General features: G+C 66.9%; 14 protein-coding genes. 4 read left to right on the plus strand and 10 right to left on the minus strand.

Annotated features, from left to right (window positions below; all coding sequences use genetic code 11):
* Positions 1–43 precede the first annotated feature (43 nt).
* On the minus strand, positions 44–700 hold the full coding sequence (locus HPA01S_RS13645) for a glutathione S-transferase (RefSeq protein ID WP_066270912.1): 657 nt from the start codon (positions 698–700) through the stop codon (positions 44–46).
* A 140-nt stretch (positions 701–840) separates the two neighbouring features.
* Here HPA01S_RS13645 and HPA01S_RS13650 point away from each other — a divergent pair, with 140 nt between their 5' ends.
* Positions 841–2,052, plus strand: a complete 1,212-nt coding sequence (locus tag HPA01S_RS13650) for a polyhydroxyalkanoate depolymerase (protein WP_066270914.1) — start codon at positions 841–843, stop codon at positions 2,050–2,052.
* A 25-nt stretch (positions 2,053–2,077) separates the two neighbouring features.
* Here the strand turns inward: HPA01S_RS13650 and HPA01S_RS13655 are convergent, their stop codons facing one another.
* Genes HPA01S_RS13655 through HPA01S_RS13685 form a run of 7 tightly spaced genes read right to left on the minus strand, consistent with a single transcriptional unit; the run spans position 2,078 to position 11,513 of the window.
* A complete protein-coding gene (locus HPA01S_RS13655) occupies positions 2,078–4,291 on the minus strand; it encodes a TonB-dependent receptor (RefSeq protein ID WP_066270916.1) in 2,214 nt (737 codons plus the stop codon).
* Between the two features lie 30 nt (positions 4,292–4,321).
* Positions 4,322–5,272, minus strand: coding sequence for a siderophore ABC transporter substrate-binding protein (locus tag HPA01S_RS13660; protein WP_066270921.1), 951 nt, complete (start codon positions 5,270–5,272; stop codon positions 4,322–4,324).
* Positions 5,269–6,048: an iron ABC transporter ATP-binding protein gene (locus tag HPA01S_RS13665; RefSeq protein WP_066270923.1), complete on the minus strand. Its 780-nt coding sequence runs from the start codon at positions 6,046–6,048 to the stop codon at positions 5,269–5,271. The genes HPA01S_RS13660 and HPA01S_RS13665 overlap by 4 nt, the downstream gene beginning before the upstream one ends.
* Positions 6,045–6,992: an iron chelate uptake ABC transporter family permease subunit gene (locus tag HPA01S_RS13670; RefSeq protein WP_066270925.1), complete on the minus strand. Its 948-nt coding sequence runs from the start codon at positions 6,990–6,992 to the stop codon at positions 6,045–6,047. Before HPA01S_RS13670 ends, HPA01S_RS13665 begins: the two co-directional genes overlap by 4 nt.
* Positions 6,992–7,942, minus strand: coding sequence for an ABC transporter permease (locus tag HPA01S_RS13675; RefSeq protein WP_157085017.1), 951 nt, complete (start codon positions 7,940–7,942; stop codon positions 6,992–6,994). Before HPA01S_RS13675 ends, HPA01S_RS13670 begins: the two co-directional genes overlap by 1 nt.
* 8 nt (positions 7,943–7,950) lie before the next feature.
* Positions 7,951–9,714, minus strand: coding sequence for an ABC transporter ATP-binding protein (locus HPA01S_RS13680; protein WP_066270929.1), 1,764 nt, complete (start codon positions 9,712–9,714; stop codon positions 7,951–7,953).
* Positions 9,714–11,513, minus strand: a complete 1,800-nt coding sequence (locus HPA01S_RS13685; RefSeq protein ID WP_066270933.1) for an ABC transporter ATP-binding protein — start codon at positions 11,511–11,513, stop codon at positions 9,714–9,716. Before HPA01S_RS13685 ends, HPA01S_RS13680 begins: the two co-directional genes overlap by 1 nt.
* Positions 11,514–11,614: 101 nt before the next feature.
* Here HPA01S_RS13685 and HPA01S_RS13690 point away from each other — a divergent pair, with 101 nt between their 5' ends.
* Positions 11,615–12,241 (plus strand): TetR/AcrR family transcriptional regulator, encoded by a 627-nt coding sequence (locus tag HPA01S_RS13690; protein WP_174525301.1) that lies wholly within the window; start codon positions 11,615–11,617, stop codon positions 12,239–12,241.
* Positions 12,242–12,265: 24 nt separating this feature from the next.
* On the opposite strand, the gene HPA01S_RS13695 is transcribed toward HPA01S_RS13690, so the two are convergent.
* Positions 12,266–13,459 (minus strand): calcium:cation antiporter, encoded by a 1,194-nt coding sequence (locus HPA01S_RS13695; RefSeq protein ID WP_066270936.1) that lies wholly within the window; start codon positions 13,457–13,459, stop codon positions 12,266–12,268.
* A 312-nt stretch (positions 13,460–13,771) separates the two neighbouring features.
* Positions 13,772–14,245 carry a CBS domain-containing protein gene (locus HPA01S_RS13700; RefSeq protein ID WP_066270938.1) on the minus strand — a complete coding sequence of 158 codons (474 nt, stop codon included), beginning with the start codon at positions 14,243–14,245 and terminating at the stop codon, positions 13,772–13,774.
* Positions 14,246–14,375: 130 nt separating this feature from the next.
* Between HPA01S_RS13700 and HPA01S_RS13705 the strand changes: the two genes are divergently transcribed.
* Both HPA01S_RS13705 and HPA01S_RS13710 read left to right on the plus strand, forming a co-directional pair.
* Complete coding sequence (locus HPA01S_RS13705; protein ID WP_066270940.1) at positions 14,376–15,686, plus strand: O-acetylhomoserine aminocarboxypropyltransferase; 1,311 nt, start codon at positions 14,376–14,378, stop codon at positions 15,684–15,686.
* Between the two features lie 2 nt (positions 15,687–15,688).
* Positions 15,689–16,507, plus strand: a complete 819-nt coding sequence (locus HPA01S_RS13710) for an alpha/beta fold hydrolase (RefSeq protein WP_066270946.1) — start codon at positions 15,689–15,691, stop codon at positions 16,505–16,507.
* Position 16,508 lies beyond the last annotated feature (1 nt).

The raw sequence follows: 16,508 nt of genomic DNA on the forward strand, positions 1-16,508 counted from the left end.
CTCGCCACGAAAGAAGAAGCACCACGCAGAACAAAAAAGAGACTCAGAACTCCGCATCCAACTCATCAATATCATCCGGCTCCGCCTCAGCAGCCGCCACCCATTCCCTCATCGCAGGCAAAGCCATGATGGTGTCGCAATACGCCACACAAGCAGGGCTGATCGCCACCCCGTAGGTGATGAAGCGCGTCACCACCGGCGCGAACATCGCGTCCGCCATGCAGGGCTTCTCGCCGAAGAGATACGGGCCGCCATAGGTGTCCAGGCACTCACCCCAGATCGCCTCGATGCGGTCGATGTCGGTCTGCGCACGCGACCACAGCTTGAAGTTCGGGAACGACGCCTTGATGTTCATCGGCAGCGACGAACGCAGTGCCGAAAAGCCCGAGTGCATCTCGCCGCAGATGGCGCGGCAGTGCGCGCGCGCCGCACGGTCGGCCGGCAGCAGGCCCGCCTTGGGCTTGATTTCGTTCAGGTACTCGCCGATCGCCAGCGTGTCCCAGACGTGGATGCCGTCGTGCTCCAGCGCCGGCACGCGCATGGAGGCGGAGAGCAGCAGCATCTCTGCCTTCATCGCCGGGTCGTCGGGCGAGATCACGTTTTCGGTGAACGGCAGCTTGGCCAGCCGCACCATCAGCCAGCCTCGCAGGGCCCAGGCACCGTAGTTCTTGCTGCTGATCGTGAGTACCGCATGGGCCATGGTGAACGTGCTCCTCGTTGGAGCCACCCTAAGAGCAAGGGTTGTGCCATCGCCGTGCGGTATCAGCGCACCGGCCCGGTGCACCTGCTGCTGGCCCGCAACTTGCCTGCAGTGCAGCACGTCGTCCCAGGAAAGAACCCATGCTGTATCAGGCCTATCAACTCCAGTCCGACCTGATTTCGCCACTGCGACTGAGCGCCCAGCACCTGGGCGCCGCGCTCTGGCTGCGCGACACAGAAGGCAGCCTGATGCGCAAGGTCGCCGCCGCCTGCGATGTGGTCTCGCGCATGCGCCTCACGCACACCCGGCCGCCCTACAAGATTCACCACATCACGGTGGGTGAGCAAACCTGTGCGGTGAGCGAAGACACCGTGCTCAGCCTGCCCTTCGGCACGCTGCTGCACTTTCGCAAAGCCGACGCGCCGGCTCAGCCCAAGGTGCTGCTGGTGGCACCGCTCTCGGGCCACTTCGCTACCTTGCTGCGCGAAACCGCGCGCACCCTGCTGCAGGACCACGACGTCTACATCACCGACTGGCACAACGCGCGCGACGTTTCGCTGCGCCACGGCGGATTTTCGCTCGATGACTACATCAGCTACATGATCCGCTTCACCGAGGCCGTGGGCCCGGGGTCCCACATGCTCGCGGTGTGCCAGCCCTGCGTGGCGGCGCTCGCGGCCACGGCCATCATGGCCGAGGACGACAACCCGGCACAGCCCCGCAGCCTCACGCTGATGGCCGGCCCGGTGGACTGCCGCGTCAATCCCACCGAGGTCAACAAACTGGCGGTGAGCCAACCCATCGGCTGGTTCGAGAAAAACCTCATCAGCCACGTGCCGCTGCCGCACGCCGGCTTCATGCGCCGCGTCTACCCCGGCTTCGTGCAGCTCACCGCCTTCATGAGCATGAACCCGGACCGGCACAAGCAGTCCTTCCGCAACATCTACGACCACCTCGCGGCCGGGCGCACCGAAGAGGCCGGCGTGATCCAGGACTTCTACGAGGAGTACCTCGCGGTCAACGACCTGCCGGCCGAGTTCTACCTGGAGACGGTGGAGAAGGTGTTCCAGACCTACGATTTGCCGCGTGGCGTGTTGACCTGGAACGGCCGCACCGTGAACCCGGCCGCGATCCGCCGCACCGCGCTGATGACGGTGGAAGGCGAGCGCGACGACATCTGCGCCGTCGGCCAGACCGTGGCCGCACAAGACCTCTGCAGCAGCGTGCGCCCCTACATGAAGACGCACCACGTGCAGACCGGTGTGGGCCACTACGGCGTGTTCAGCGGCCGCAAGTGGAACCAGCAGATCTACCCGCGCGTGCGCGACTTCATCCACGCCAGCGAAGGCTGACGCGCGGGGGCACCAGCCCGCCCGCTCAGAAGTCGAACGAGGCCGAGAGCATCACCGTGCGCGGTGCGCCCAGCGCCAGGCTCGACAACAGCGGCATGCCCCAATAGGCCTTGTTGGTCACGTTGTTCACGCTGGCGCGGTACGTCACCGGGAGGTTCGACATCCGCGTGGCGTAGCGGGCGCCCACGTCATAGATGGTGCGGCCGGGCACTGACAAGGCGTTGTTTGCGCTGATGTACTGCTTGGACACCGCGGTGGCATTGGCCGTCAGCGTCAGGCCCTGCACAGCGCGCAGGTCCCACTCCACCCCCAGCTTGGCCTGCAGGCGGGCAACCCCGGTGGCCTGTTTGCCAGTGCTCACCGCCGTGGCAGAACGGATGACCTTGGGCGCGACGTAGGCCATGCCGCCCATCAGCCGCACGCCCGTTGTCGGCGTACCGAAGAAGCTCCATTCCAGGCCCCGGTTGCGTTGCTCGCCACCAAAAGAGAACACGTTGGTGACGGGATCGGTGTAGCTGCTGGGACGCTGGATCTGGAACACGCTGAAGGTGTGCGCGAACTGGCCCAGGTCGACCTTCACGCCGGCTTCGGCCTGCTGCGTCTTGTAGGGTTCAAACACCGTGCCCGCGTTGGCCGCGGTCGCCGGTGCCGTGGCACCCTGGCTCAGGCCTTCGATGTAGTTGGCATAGACCGACACCTGGTCCGACGCTTTGGCGAGCAACGCCACCGCCGGCGTGACGGCGCTCTTGTCGTATCGCGAGCTGCGCGCCCCGGTGTTGATGTTCAGGCTGTCGCTGACCACCTGCTGCTGGCGCAGGCCCATGGTGAGTTGCACCTTGCCCTGTGCGAACGACATCGTGTCGGCCACGCCGTAACTGGTCAGGCTCACCGCGGTGCGCGAGATCAGCGGGGTGACCAAAGGCACGGCCGGCCCCCACACCGGGTTGTACAGGTTGGTGGTCCAGTTGGCGCCAGGCACCGAACGGCGGCCGGAGTCGGCCTGCTGGTGCTGGTAATGCGTGGCATTCAAGGCCCACTGGTGCTGGATGCCGGCCATCTGGAAATTGCCTTTGACACCGACGTCGGCCGACTTCTTCTCGACCTCGAACGCCAGTTGGCCGATGGTGGTGGTGTAGTCGCCCGCGGCGTTGAGCACCTGGGCGGACATGGCGCCGTTGTACTTGTAGGCGGTGCGGCTGGTGCCGAAGGCGGCGTAGGCGGTCAGCTGGTCGTTCAGGTCGACCTCGCCACGCACCATCACGCCCTTGTCCTTGGTTTCGACAAACGCCCACTCGGGGTTGATCAGGGTGTCGGGCTTGGGCACACGCGGAATGCCCAGTCCGGGCGCCAGGTTGATGCCGCGCGTCGGGCCGTCAATCCGCTCGTCGCTGGTGTAGAGGTCGGTCGACAGCCGCACACGATCGCTGCGCCAGTCGAGGCCGAGCGAGGCCATTTGCAGCTTCTTGTCCTGGTGGCGCACCGCGCCTTCCCCGTCGCGGTAGACGCCGTTGAAACGCAGGCCGAACGCTTGTTGCTCGCCCCAGCGGCGGCCCACATCGATGTGGCCACCGAGCTGTCCGTCGGACATGTAGGAAGCGGTGAAACGTGTCAGCGGCGTGTTGCCCGCGCGTTTGGGCACCAGGTTGATCGCGCCTCCCACCGAGCCGCCCGGCGGCATGCCATTGAGCAGCGCCGACGGGCCCTTGAGCACTTCGATGCGTTCGAACATCTCGGGCGAGGTGCGGTAGTACGGCGCCATGCCGAACAGGCCGCCGACGGTCATGTCGTTGGTGCTGGAGCCGAAGCCGCGGATCGAGTAGTTCTCGCTCCAGGCGCCGGTGACACCGTTGCTGAACACCGTGGGGTCGGTGGCCGAGATCACGTCGGTGATGTCCTTGGCCTGCCGGTCTTCGATGAACTTGTCGGTGTAGCTGATGGTGGAGAACGGCGTCTCCATGAAGTCCTTGTCACCCAGCAGGCCGACGCGGCCACCCGACGACACCTGCCCACCGGCGTACGGTGCGGTGGGGCCTTCGGCCTGACCAGAGACGGTGACGGTGGACAGGTTCTGCACGCCTTCGGCATCGGCCTGCGGGCTGGCGGGCGGTGCGGCGGCGGTCTGGGCAAACGCCATCGACGAGGCCGAGGCCATGGCCCCCAGCAACAAGGTGGTCTGCACGGCGGCGGCAATGCGGCCCAGGGTGAAGGCGCGGGCGGGGGAAAGGTGTCTTGGTGACATGGTGCTGGCTTTCGGTTGGGATGAGGGTGATCAGTTGCGGTAGCCCTTGATGACGTCGTCGATGACGATGCGCAGGGAGGTCGGGCTGGCGGCGGTGACGTACCAGGCCTGGGCATCGGCGAACACCACGCGGCCGTTCTTCCAGGCATTGGTCTGGCGCAGCAAGGGGTTGCTCAGGGTCTGGGCATCGAGCGCGGGGCGGCGCTGCATCACGGCCGTGCGGTCCACGATGTAGATGACATCGGGATTCGCCTGCAGGATGAATTCGCTCGACACCGGCTGGCCGTGCAGTCCGGTGTCGGTGGCGGGGCTGGCCGACTTCACGCCCAGGGCGCTGAAGACAAACGCATAGCGGGATTGCGCACCGAAAGAGCTGAACGATCCGTTGTTGTGCAGCACCACCAACGCGCGTTCGGGGCGGCCCTGCGTGACACGTCGCGCCTCGGCCACCTTGGCGTCCAGTTCCGCGGCCTTCTGCGCCGCGAGATCCTGCTTGCCAAAGATCCGTCCCAGCGTCAGCAGGTGGTCTTTGACGAGTTCGATGTGCCGGTTTGCGCTGTTGCGGTAGTCCACATCAAACTGGATCGTCGGCGCAATCTGCGTCAGCTCCTTGTAGTGGTTGGCCTGCAGCGAGGTCATCAGGATCAGGTCCGGTTTGGCCGCATGCACCCGCTCCAGGTTGGGCTGCACGATGGAACCCAGGTCCTGCACATCCGGCGCGTTGCGGTAGCGGGCCAGGAAGTCGGGCACGAAGTCCTTCGGCATGCCGACGATGGGCACACCGAGCTGGTCGAGGAAATCGACCTCGTTCATGTCGAGCGCCACCACACGCTGCGGCGTCTGCTTGATCACTGTGGTGCCCAACTGGTGCTGCACCGTCACGGGCGCGTCGGCACGCGGTTGGGCCAGCGCCGGCAGCGTCGTGGCCGACGCCACCAACAGGGCCAAGGCCCAGCGCCGGCTTCTTTGAAGTCCGTTCATGTCAGTTCTCCTGAGGGTTTGAAGTAGTTGCACAGGCGCGCACCGTGTTCGCCGCGCGTGATCTGGAAGTCCAGTCCGTAAAGGGCTTGCAGGCCGGCTTCGGTCACCACCTCGTCGACGCTGCCGGCAGCGTGCACCGCCCCGCCCTTCATGGCGACGATGTGGTCCGAGTAATTGGCGGCAAAGTTGATGTCATGCACCACCAGCACCACGGTGCGGCCGTGTTCGTCGCACAGCCGCCGCAGCGCGCGCATGATCTGCACCGCGTGGCGCATGTCCAGGTTGTTCAGGGGCTCGTCGAGCAGCAGGGTGTCAGTCTGCTGCGCGATCGTCATGGCCAGAAAGGCCATCTGGCGCTGGCCACCGCTGAGTTCGTCCACATGGGCGTGTCGCAGCGGCTGCAGCGACAGGAAATCCAGTGCCTCGTCGATGGCCCGCTGGTCGGCAGCGGTGAGTGCGCCGCGGCTGTGCGGGAAGCGCCCGAAAGCGACCAGCTCCCGCACCGTCAGGCGCAGGTTGAAGTCGGGGGTCTGACGCAACGTGGCCACGCGGCGCGCGTAGTCGGCAATGCGGATGTCCGACACCGGCCGGCCGTCGATGCGGACCTCGCCTTGCGTTGGCGCCAGCAGGCGCGCCATCGTCATCAGCAACGTGCTCTTGCCGGCCCCGTTGGGCCCGATCAGCGAACTGACGCAGCGCGCGGGGAATGCCGCGTTCACGTCCGAGAGCACGGCTCGGCCGCCATAGGCTTTGTGGAGGTTGTGAACGGTGATCATGCGGCGCCTCGCTTGCGGACCATCAGCGCCAGGAAGTAGGTCCCGCACACCAGGTTGACCAGAATGCCGACGGTGGTTTTGTAGTTGAAGACGTGTTCCACCGCGAGCTGGGCCGCGATGAAGATGCCGATGGCAATGGCGCAGCCCAGCGGCAGGGTGACCCGGTGCCGGACCGTGCCGGCCAGCGCATAAGCGGTGTTGGCAACGAAGATGCCGACAAAGGCCGTCGGCCCCAGCAGGCTGGTGGAGACCGCCACCAGCACGGCGATCAGCGCCAGTTGCAGGCGCACCTGCCGGCGGTGGTCCACGCCGAGCGACATGGCCTGGTCGCGGCCCAGTGCCAGCACGTCGAGCACCGGCAGGGTCCGGATGCCCACCAGGCACACGGCCGCCACCAGGATGCCCGCGTACACCAGTTGTTCGGGCTGCGCCTTGTTGAACGAGGCCAGCGTGAAACCCTGCAACACCGAGAACTCGCCGGGGCTGATCTTGAGCTGCACAAACTGTGTGAAGGTGCCCATCACCATGGTCAAGACCAGGCCCAGCAACAGCAGGAAGTACACGTTGTTGCGGCCGTCCCGGAACAGCCAGAGGTGGATGGCCCACGAATAGGCCAGCATCAGCGCCACGGACAAGACGAAGTTGCCGTTCTCACCCAAAACCACCAGGCTGTGCGTGCCCATCCACAGCAGCAACAGCGACTGCAACAGCAGGTACACCGCTTCGTAACCCATGATGGCCGGCGTCAGGATGCGGTTGCCGGTGATGGTCTGGAACACGATCGCCGAGCAGGCGATGCAGATGCCGCCAATCACCATGGCCGCCAACCGCGCCAGCCGCTTGGGGATCACGTAGTCGAGGTCGAAGCCGGCGCCATAAAAAACGAAGGTCAGCACCAGCACGAGCGCCAGCAGCCACAGCGTGCGGCGGTACAGCGCGCGCATCAGCGGTGCCTCCAGACGATCAGCCCGAGGAAAAGCAAGCCACCGATGCCTCCGGCCGTGAGACCGATCGGCACCTCGAATGGATGAATGAGCAGACGCCCGAAAATGTCGCAAACCAGCAGCAGCGAAGCCCCGCCCAGCGCCACGATGGGCAGCGTGCGCGCCAGGTGGTCGCCGTAGCGCAGCGCCACCAGGTTAGGAATGACAAGTCCGACAAACGGAATGGCGCCCACCGTGATGACGGTGGCCGAAACCGTGACGGCCACCAGCACCAGCCCCAGTGCCACCGTGGCCGTGTAGTTCAGGCCCAGGCTGGTGGCCATGCCCTCGCCCATGCCGAGCACGGTGAAGCGCTGCGCGTACAGATAGGTCAGCGCCACGATGGGCAGGATCAGGTAAATGATCTCGTACTGCCCCTGGACGACGCGCGAGAAGTCACCGAGCAGCCAGCCCTGCATGCTTTGCAGGATGTTGTGCCGGTAGGCGTAGAACTCGGCCACGGCGCTCAATACCCCGCCGTACATCAGGCCGATCACCGGCACCAGCACGGTGTTCTGCACATGGATGCGGCGCACGATGGCGACAAACAGCGCGCTGGCGGCAAAACAGAACAGCAGCGCCACCCCCATGCGGGTGGCCGTGCCAGCGGCTGGCACGAGCGTCATGGCCACCAGAATGCCGAGTTTGGCCGCGTCCAGCCCACCCGAGGTGGCAGGTTCGACGAAACGGTTGCGCACGATCTGCTGCAGGATGACACCGCAAACCGCAAGACCAACACCGGTCAGCACCAGCGCTGCCAGACGCGGCAGGCGGCTCGCCGTGACGGTCAGCCAGGCGTCATCGGACAGCGACAGCAGTGACGCCCACGACAGCTCCCTCGCCCCCACCAGCAGCGAGGCCAGGCACAGCAGGGCGAACAGCGCCAGCCAGCGCATGCGGATCAACGACATGCTGTGCTTCAGCGGTCAGCGTCGGGATCCGGCGCCACACGCCAGCCTTTGGCCGCCTGGCGTTGCGCCAGAAAATGCGCGTAGCGCCCCGCGCTGGCGCGCAAGGGCCCGGGCGCCCCTTGTTCGCTCACCACGCCGTCTTCCAGCACCACGATCTGGTCGGCCATGGCCACGGTGGAGAGCTGGTGCGCAATCACGATCAGCGTGCGCCGGCCACGCAGGCGCGCCAGGGTCTGCGCGATGGCGGCCTGGTTCTCCGCGTCCAGCGCCGCCGTGGCCTCGTCCACCAGCAGGATGGGGGCGTCCTTGATCAGCGCGCGCGCGATCGCGATGCGCTGACGCTCACCGCCAGAGAGCCGCGCACCGCCCTCGCCCACCGGCGTCTGCAGGCCCTGCGGCAGGCGCGCAAGGATCTCACCCACACCCGCCTGTTCGGCGGCCTCCAGCACCTGGGCATCGCTGGCATCGGCTCGGCCGACGCGGATGTTGTCGGCGATGCTGCCGGCAAACAGGTGGTGCTCCTGAAAGATCTGGCCGATCTGCGCCGCCAGCTGCGCGCTGGACATCTGCCTCACGTCCACACCGCCGACCCGCACACTGCCCTGCTCCACATCGAAGAAACGCGCGATCAGCCGCACCAGCGTGGTCTTGCCGGAGCCCGAGGCCCCGATCAGCGCCGTCATGCTGCCGGGTTCGATGCGCAGGCTCAGGCCGCGCAGCACCTCGGCCTGGTCGGCCGCGTAACGGAAATGCACGTCCTGCAGCTCCACCGACGCATCGCGGGGCGCCTGCGGGGCGCTGGCTTCGGGCATGGGTGCGACGGCGAAGATCTCGCGCACCGCCTCAAGCTGGCCACGCGCGCCGCGCATGACCTCGCTGTAGCCGGCCACGTCCAGCAGCGGCTCGATGTAACGGCCCACCAGCAGCAAGGCCACCACCACGGCAACGCTGTCGCTCGCCGGCAAGGCTCCGCCCAGACGGGTGTTCAGCCATCCCACGGCCACCAGCAGCAAGACCGAGAAGCTGGCCTGCACCGCCCAGGCATTGAGCACCGTTGAGGCCGAGGACAGGAAGATCAGGTCTCGCCCGCTGCGGCGTTGTTCGTCAATGGCCTGCTCCAGCCAGCGCGTGCTCCCGCCTTCGCCGTTGAACGCGCGCAGCACCGACTGGGCCTGCGCGAACTCCACCAGCCGTTGGCTGGTCTGGGCGAAATGGTGCTGGTAAAGCGCGTCGCTGCGCCGCCCCAGCCGCGCGGTCAGCAGCAGCACGAGCGCCAGAGCCGGCAGCGCCAGCAAGGCGACCAGGCCCAGTGGCGGGTGCAGCACGAACAAGGCCACCAGAATCACCAGCGGCGTCACCACACCGCTGATCACCGGGGTGAACACGTGCGCCGGCAGCTGGGCCACCGCCATCATGCCCTGGGTGATGACGTGGCTCAGCCGCGCCGTGTGTTCCGGTGTGAACCAGCCCACCGGCAGTCGCGCCACGTGGTCACCGATGCGGTGGCGCGCACCCTGCAGCACCGCCACGCCCACCGCCACGCCGGCCCTTTCCACACGGCGCCGCCAGGCCCAGCAGGCCAGCATGCCGAGCAGCAGCACCAGCAGCCAGCGCCCGGCCGCCTGCACATCCCCGACCAGCAGGCCTTGCAGCACCGGCACCAGGGTGGTGATGGTCAGCCCGCTGAGCAGCCCATAGAACACGGCCATGCCGGCATAGCGGCGGAACACGGGCGCGTCTTCGCCCAACAATTGCACGAATGTCTTGAGCATCAGGCCTCCGCCGCTGCTTCGGTGGGCGCGTCGGCGCCCAGTTGCCACAGGCGCGCGTAGCGGCCTCCCCGTCCCAGCAGTTCGGCGTGGCGCCCCTGTTCGCAAACCCTGCCGTGCTCCAGCACGACGATGTGGTCGGCGTGCATCACGGTGTCGAGCCGGTGGGCGATCACCAGCAACGTGCGGCCGGCGGCAAAAGACGACAGGGCGTTCTGGATCTGAACCTCGTTTTCGGCGTCGCTGGCAGCGGTGGCCTCGTCGAGCACCAGCACCGGCGGGTCGAGCAACACCGCCCGCGCAATGCTCACGCGCTGGCGCTCGCCACCGGACAGCTGCGCGTCCTCGCCCACCACCGAGTCGTACCCACGCGGGAGCAGAACGATGCGTTCGTGGATGTGTGCCGCGCGCGCCGCGTCCTCCACCTCCTGCGCGCTGGCCGAGGGCCGGCCCAGGGCGATGTTCTCGCGCACCGTTGCATGGATCAGCCGCACATCCTGCAACACGAAGCCGATGCGGCGGTACAAGACGGCGCTGTGAATCTGCCGCAGGTCCACACCGCCGAGCGTGATGCGGCCCTCGGTCGGATCGAAGAACCGCAGCAGCAGGCGCGCCAGTGTCGACTTGCCGGCGCCCGAGGCGCCGACGATGGCCGTCACCGTGCCAGGCCGCAAGCTGAGATCGATGCCCGAGAGCACCGGACTCTGCGCGTCATAGGCATATCCAACTTGCTCGAAACGCACTTCCGCGCCTTCGGGAACGCCCTGCTGCGCCGGCGCAGGCTGCTCCAGCACCGGCGTCTCCAGCAGCGCATTCACGCGCTGCGCAGCGCCCACGGCGTTGTTCAGGTCGTGTGTGATGTAGTGCAGCAGCAGCAACGGCCCCGAGATGCCGGGCGCCACCAGGGCAAACGGCACCACGTCCACCGGCGCCATCCAGCCCAGCGCCACGAACACCGTGCCGGCCACCAGCACCAGCCCCAGCACCGCCACGGGCGCGACCAGCGCATTGGCATTGGCCATCGAGCTCACCAGCGGGCGCGTGAAGCCCTTGAAGGCCTCTGCAAAGGCATCGATCGCGTCGTGGTAGGGTCGGTGCGCCCGGCCGCGGGCACCGAAGGACTTGACCACCGGGATGCCGTCCACGAACTCCACCACCGCGTTGTTGATGCGCCCCAGGCCCGCGACGAAGGTGTCCATGTTGGCCGCGCTGGCCTTCAAGGCCTTGCGGAAAAACAGGAAAAAGCCGGGAAAGGGCAACAACGCGACGATGGCCATGCGCCAGTCCATCAGGACCAGGTAAACCACCGAGATCAGCACCGCGCCAGCGGCGCGACCTGCAGTGGTGTAGAAGTGCGCAGTCAGTTCGTGCAGCGTGCCGACGTCGTCCTGCATCGCCTGCTTGACTTCACCCGATGCGCGGCTGGTGAACCAGCCCAGCGGCACCTGCGCCAGCCGTTGCACGGCGGCCCGGCGCAGCCCATGCGTCAGCCGGTTGTCGGCCAGGTGGGCGAGCAGCTCGGCGAGCGACACCAGCGCCATGCCGGCAAACAGACAGCACAGGCTGATGACCACGGTGCGCCAGACCTCGTCTGGTACCACGGCGGCCACCGCCGGGCCGCTGCCATCACCAAGGACGACCCCGACAATGTGCGCGATGCCCGCCAGCGGCACCAGTGTCAACATGGCGCCGACCGCGGCGATCAGCGCAGCCACGAAAAGGGTCCCGCGTATGGGGCTCAACACCCGCCCGATCGGGCCGGTGCGCTCGGGCGCAGACGGGTTGGCTTCGCGAGAACTCATGAAGAGGAATCGAAACAAGAATTACTTGCATCATACTAAACTAATTCAGTCGAGGCAGGCCCAGGGCTGTCATGCGGCCGTTTTTGATTCAGGAAAAACAGATGATCTCCCCACCGAAAAACCCACCGACGCGGGGGCGCCCTCGCACCATCACGCGCGAGCGCATCGCCGATGCAGGCATTGCCATCGGCCTGCCAAATGTCACTTTCGTCGGTCTGGCGGCGGCACTCGGCGTCAGCCACATGGCGCTCTACAAACACGTGCCGAGCCTGGCCGCGCTCAAGGGTCTGGTTGCCGAAGAAATTTTCAGCCGCTGGGACATTCCCAAGGGGCGTGTCGATGGGAGCGGTGGTTTGCAGGCGTACCTGACGGAGTTCACCCACTCCATACAGACCTTCGTCAAGGCGCACCCCGGCTTGACGCCCTATGTGATCCGCCGTCTAGCGGCCACCCAACCCATGCTGGTCAAGATCGACCAACACCAGAGCCACATCGCACGCGCCTACGGCATCCCGAAGGAACAGGCGCGGTGGTTGCTCGCGACGGTGGCCTTCCATTGCATCGCCGTCGCCGACACGGTGTATTCGGTCGCGACCGAGGAACCCAAGGTGAACGCCGAGCGCGCTGCGGAAGAAGCCGAGATGGAAGCCGAGTTCCGGCAGGGCATGCACGCGCTCATCGTCGGCGCACTGCTCCTGCTGGAACGGGGTGAGGTGCTGGGCCTCTAGCGTCGCCGTGCGCGCAGCGGCGTTTCAGGGAAAGAACAGCAGCACCGAAAACACCGCAAACAGCGCCAGGTGCATGTAGCCCTGCAGCGCCGAGCTGCGCTGACCGTTGAAGGTCAACATGCTCAGCACCAGGGTGGCGGCGAACAGCACCGTGTCCAGGTGCGACAGGCCCATGATCACCCGCTGGCCGCTCAACAGGCCAATCGCCAGCACCGCCGGCACCGTGAGCCCCACGGTGGAGACAAAAGCCCCCAGGCAGAGGTTGACGACGCGCTGCATCTCGTTGCCCAGCGCGGCGCGCACGGCGGTCAGGGATTCGGGCGTGAACACGATCAGCGCGATCAGCACACCACTCACCGCCACCGGCGCACCGGCCGCGGCGATGCCGTAGTCCAGCACCACGGCCAGGTGGTGGCCCAGCAGCACGATGGGCACGATCATGGCCAGCAACAGCAGTGCATGCACCCAGATGGCGGTGCGGCTGCCGGTGCCCGAAACGCGCGCGGCGTGCGCATCGGTCTCTGGCCTTCGGGGCACCCGCTCCATGTGGCGCACCACCATGGCCCCCGGCGGCGGCTGCACGAACAGACGCTTGTGGCTGCCCACCTGCTGCCAGAGAAACACCGCATACAGCACTGCGGTGAGCACGCCGATGCCGATTGCCTGCCCGGTGCCGAACTCGCCCGGTGTGCTGGTGAACTTGGGCAGCACCAGCGCCACCGTGGTCAGCAACGCGATCATCGACAGGTAGGCGGTGGCGCCATGCGCGTTGAACTCCTGCTCGCCGTGCCGCGCCCCGCCGGCGATCAGGCAGAGGCCGATCACCAGGTTCAGGATGATCATCATCACGGCGAAGATGGAGTCGCGCGCGATGGTGGCCGACTCGCCCGGCCCGAGCAACACCGAGGCGATCAGGATCACCTCGATCGACACGATGGACAAGGTGAGGATCAGCGTGCCGTAGGGCTCACCCAGCTTGTGGGCCAGGTAGTCGGCTTCGCGCACCACGCCGAAGGATGCCGCGACGATGGTGGACAGCAGCAGCGCAAACGCGCCAGCGGCCACGCCGGGTGAGAGCGGCGCGGCCAGCCAGCGGGCGCCGTAAACCGTGAACAGCCCGACCACCAGCCAGGCAGCGAACAACAGGGCCCAGGTGCGCGGCGTGACATGCCGTTCGCGGCGGGTGGTGGTGTTGTGGACGGGGGTGCCGGGCTTCATGCGCGAACCCCTTGCGGGTTCACACGGCGCGCGCGTGGGCGCAACGGACAGGTAGGGGTCGGGTGGGAGGGAAAGATCGAGGCCATGGCACTCACTTGGACAAGCAGTGCGGGGTCGTCCCACGCGGAAAAAACGCTGCGCCGGGGTCGTCCCCGGGCTCGGCCCGCGCAGGCCGCGCGAGCCGCCCGATTATAGGAAGCGCGCTGCTCACGGCAGCGCACCAAGGGTGCCAGCGCAGATGCAGATGGGGCGCCGCAAAACAAACGCCCCGGCAAGCGGGGCGTCAGACACGTTGGCGAGGCGGTTGCCGGCTCAGGGAAAGTTCGGCTCGTTCTTGGTCGATTCCGACTCTTCTTCCGGCCAGTCTCGGATGTAGGCCTTGAGCATCTTGTTCTCGAAGTTCTGGCTGTCCACCACAGCCTTGGCCACGTCGTAGAAACTGATCACCCCCATCAGCATCTTGTTGTCCATCACCGGCATGTAGCGGGTATGGCGCTCCAGCATCATGGGCCGCACCTGCTCCAGCTCGGTCTGCGGCGTGCAGGTCATGGGGTGGTCGTCCATCACGGTGCGCACCGTCTTGCCACCCAGCGAGCCACCGTTGGCCGCCAGGGTGTGGATGACTTCGCGGAAGGTCAGCATGCCGACCAGGTCGCCGTGTTCGATCACGGCCAGCGAGCCGATGTCGAATTGCGACATGGTCTCGATCGCGCGCTCCAGGCTTTCCTGGGGTTGAACGGTGTAGAGCGTGCCTCCCTTGACGCGCAGGATGTCGCTGACTTTCATGGCTGTGCTCCTCTCGGTTCCGAATGTGTCCCCCATGGGGCAGGGGTGCTGACAATATAGCCCACAATAGAAATCAAAACCACCGCGCAAGCCTTGCCGGCCGCGGCGAAAACAACCTCTGGAGACTCCCATGTCCGGTTACTCAGACCCTGGTTTTGACACGCTCGCCCTGCACGCGGGCGCGGCCCCAGACCCGGCCACCGGCGCGCGCGCCGTGCCGATCCACCTCACCACTTCGTTCGTCTTCGAGTCCAGCGACCACGCGGCCGCGCTGTTCAACCTCGAACGCGCGGGCCATGTGTACAGCCGCATCAGCAACCCGACCAACGCGGTGTTCGAGCAGCGCATGGCAGCGCTGGAGGGCGGCATCGGCGCCATCGCCACGGCCAGCGGCCAGGCCGCGCTGCACCTGGCCATTGCCACGCTCATGGGCGCGGGCTCGCACATCGTGGCGAGCACCGCCCTGTACGGCGGCAGCCAGAACCTGCTGCACTACACGCTGCGCCGCTTCGGCATCGAGACCACTTTCGTCAAGCCCGGCGACATCGACGGCTGGCGCGCCGCGGTGCGGCCCGACACCAAACTGTTCTTCGGCGAGACCGTGGGCAACCCGGGGCTGGACGTGCTGGACATCCCCACCGTGTCGCAGATCGCGCACGAGGCCGGCGTGCCCCTGCTGGTGGACTCGACGCTGACCACGCCCTACCTCGTCAAACCGTTCGAGCTGGGCGCGGACATCGTCTACCACTCGGCCACCAAGTTCCTCAGCGGCCACGGCACCGTCATCGGTGGCGTGGTGGTGGACGCCGGCAGTTTCGACTGGGAGAAGTCGGGCAAATTCCCCGAACTCACCGAGGCCTACGAAGGCTTCCACAACATGGTGTTCAGCGAGGAGAGCACGGTGGGCGCCTTCCTGCTGCGCGCGCGCCGCGAAGGCCTGCGCGACTTCGGCGCCTGCATGAGCCCGCACAGCGCCTGGCTGATCCTGCAAGGGATCGAGACGCTCTCGCTGCGCATGGACCGCCACATGGGCAACACCGAGAAGGTGGTGCAGTTCCTCGCCAGCCACCCGCTGGTGGGCCGCGTCGGCCACCCGCTGCTCGAGAGCCACCCCAGCCACGCGCTGGCCGAGAAGCTGCTGCGCTTCGGCGCCAAGGGCGCGGGTTCGGTGTTCAGCTTCGACATCAAGGGCAGCCGTGCACAGGGCAAGGCCTTCATCGAAGCGCTCAAGATCTTCAGCCACCTCGCCAACGTGGGCGACTGCCGCTCGCTGGTGATCCACCCGGCCAGCACCACCCACTTCCGCATGAGCGACGAAGCCCTGGCGGCCGGCGGCATCGGCCCCGGCACCATCCGCCTGTCGATCGGCCTGGAAGACCCGGACGATCTGATCGACGACCTGAAACGCGCGCTGAAAGCCGCCGAGAAAGCAGGAGCCTGACCATGTACCTGCAAGTCAACGGCGCCAGCACCTACTGCTACACCGGCGGCAAGCCATTCGATGCCGCGAAACCGACCGTGGTCTTCATCCACGGCGTGCTCAACGACCACAGCGTCTGGGGCCTGCAGAGCCGCTACCTCGCCCACCACGGCTGGAACGTGCTGGCGGTGGACCTGCCCGGCCACTGCAAGAGCGAGGGCGAAGCGCCTGCCTCGGTCGAGGATGCGGCGGCCTTCATCGCCGCCCTGCTCGACGCGGCCGGTGTGCAGACCGCGGCACTGGTCGGCCACAGCTGGGGCTCGCTGATCGCACTCGAAGCCGCGGCCCGCCTGAAGGAGCGTGTGAGCCACCTGGTGCTGGTGGGCACCGCCTACCCCATGAAGGTGTCGCCCGCGCTCATCGAGTCTTCGCTCAACGAGCCCGAAACGGCTCTGAAGATGGTCAACGTGTTCAGCCGCAGCACCCTGGCCGCACCGCCCTCCGCGCTCGGCCCGGGCACCTGGGTCTATGGCGCCGGCATGGCGCTGGGCCGGCGGGTGTTGCGCAGCAATGCCCAGGTAAACGTGTTCCACCGTGGCTTCGTGGCTTGCGACAGTTACGCCGGCGGCGAAGCGGCCATCGCGCAGATCACCTGCCCGGTGCTGTTCCTGCTCGGCGGCCAGGACCAGATGACGCAGCCCAAAGCCGCGCAGTTGCTGATGCAGACCGCGCGCGCGGCCGGCAAGGCGGTGAGCACGAGCACGCTGCCGGTGGGCCACCACCAGATGACGGAAACACCGGACGCGACCCTGTTCGCCATCCGCGACTTCCTCGCCCGCTGAC

It is taken from the genome of Hydrogenophaga palleronii NBRC 102513, assembly GCF_001571225.1.
Taxonomy (GTDB): Bacteria; Pseudomonadota; Gammaproteobacteria; order Burkholderiales; family Burkholderiaceae_C; genus Hydrogenophaga; species Hydrogenophaga palleronii.

What these genes read in the sequence shown, in the direction of transcription:
- HPA01S_RS13705 (WP_066270940.1), top strand. Translation starts at nt 14,376, where the DNA reads ATGTCCGGTTACTCAGACCCTGGTTTTGACACGCTCGCCCTGCACGCG.
- HPA01S_RS13695 (WP_066270936.1), bottom strand. Translation starts at nt 13,459, where the DNA reads ATGAAGCCCGGCACCCCCGTCCACAACACCACCACCCGCCGCGAACGG.
- HPA01S_RS13700 (WP_066270938.1), bottom strand. Translation starts at nt 14,245, where the DNA reads ATGAAAGTCAGCGACATCCTGCGCGTCAAGGGAGGCACGCTCTACACC.
- HPA01S_RS13645 (WP_066270912.1), bottom strand. Translation starts at nt 700, where the DNA reads ATGGCCCATGCGGTACTCACGATCAGCAGCAAGAACTACGGTGCCTGG.
- HPA01S_RS13680 (WP_066270929.1), bottom strand. Translation starts at nt 9,714, where the DNA reads ATGCTCAAGACATTCGTGCAATTGTTGGGCGAAGACGCGCCCGTGTTC.
- HPA01S_RS13670 (WP_066270925.1), bottom strand. Translation starts at nt 6,992, where the DNA reads ATGCGCGCGCTGTACCGCCGCACGCTGTGGCTGCTGGCGCTCGTGCTG.
- HPA01S_RS13655 (WP_066270916.1), bottom strand. Translation starts at nt 4,291, where the DNA reads ATGTCACCAAGACACCTTTCCCCCGCCCGCGCCTTCACCCTGGGCCGC.
- HPA01S_RS13660 (WP_066270921.1), bottom strand. Translation starts at nt 5,272, where the DNA reads ATGAACGGACTTCAAAGAAGCCGGCGCTGGGCCTTGGCCCTGTTGGTG.
- HPA01S_RS13710 (WP_066270946.1), top strand. Translation starts at nt 15,689, where the DNA reads ATGTACCTGCAAGTCAACGGCGCCAGCACCTACTGCTACACCGGCGGC.
- HPA01S_RS13650 (WP_066270914.1), top strand. Translation starts at nt 841, where the DNA reads ATGCTGTATCAGGCCTATCAACTCCAGTCCGACCTGATTTCGCCACTG.
- HPA01S_RS13675 (WP_157085017.1), bottom strand. Translation starts at nt 7,942, where the DNA reads ATGTCGTTGATCCGCATGCGCTGGCTGGCGCTGTTCGCCCTGCTGTGC.
- HPA01S_RS13690 (WP_174525301.1), top strand. Translation starts at nt 11,615, where the DNA reads ATGATCTCCCCACCGAAAAACCCACCGACGCGGGGGCGCCCTCGCACC.
- HPA01S_RS13665 (WP_066270923.1), bottom strand. Translation starts at nt 6,048, where the DNA reads ATGATCACCGTTCACAACCTCCACAAAGCCTATGGCGGCCGAGCCGTG.
- HPA01S_RS13685 (WP_066270933.1), bottom strand. Translation starts at nt 11,513, where the DNA reads ATGAGTTCTCGCGAAGCCAACCCGTCTGCGCCCGAGCGCACCGGCCCG.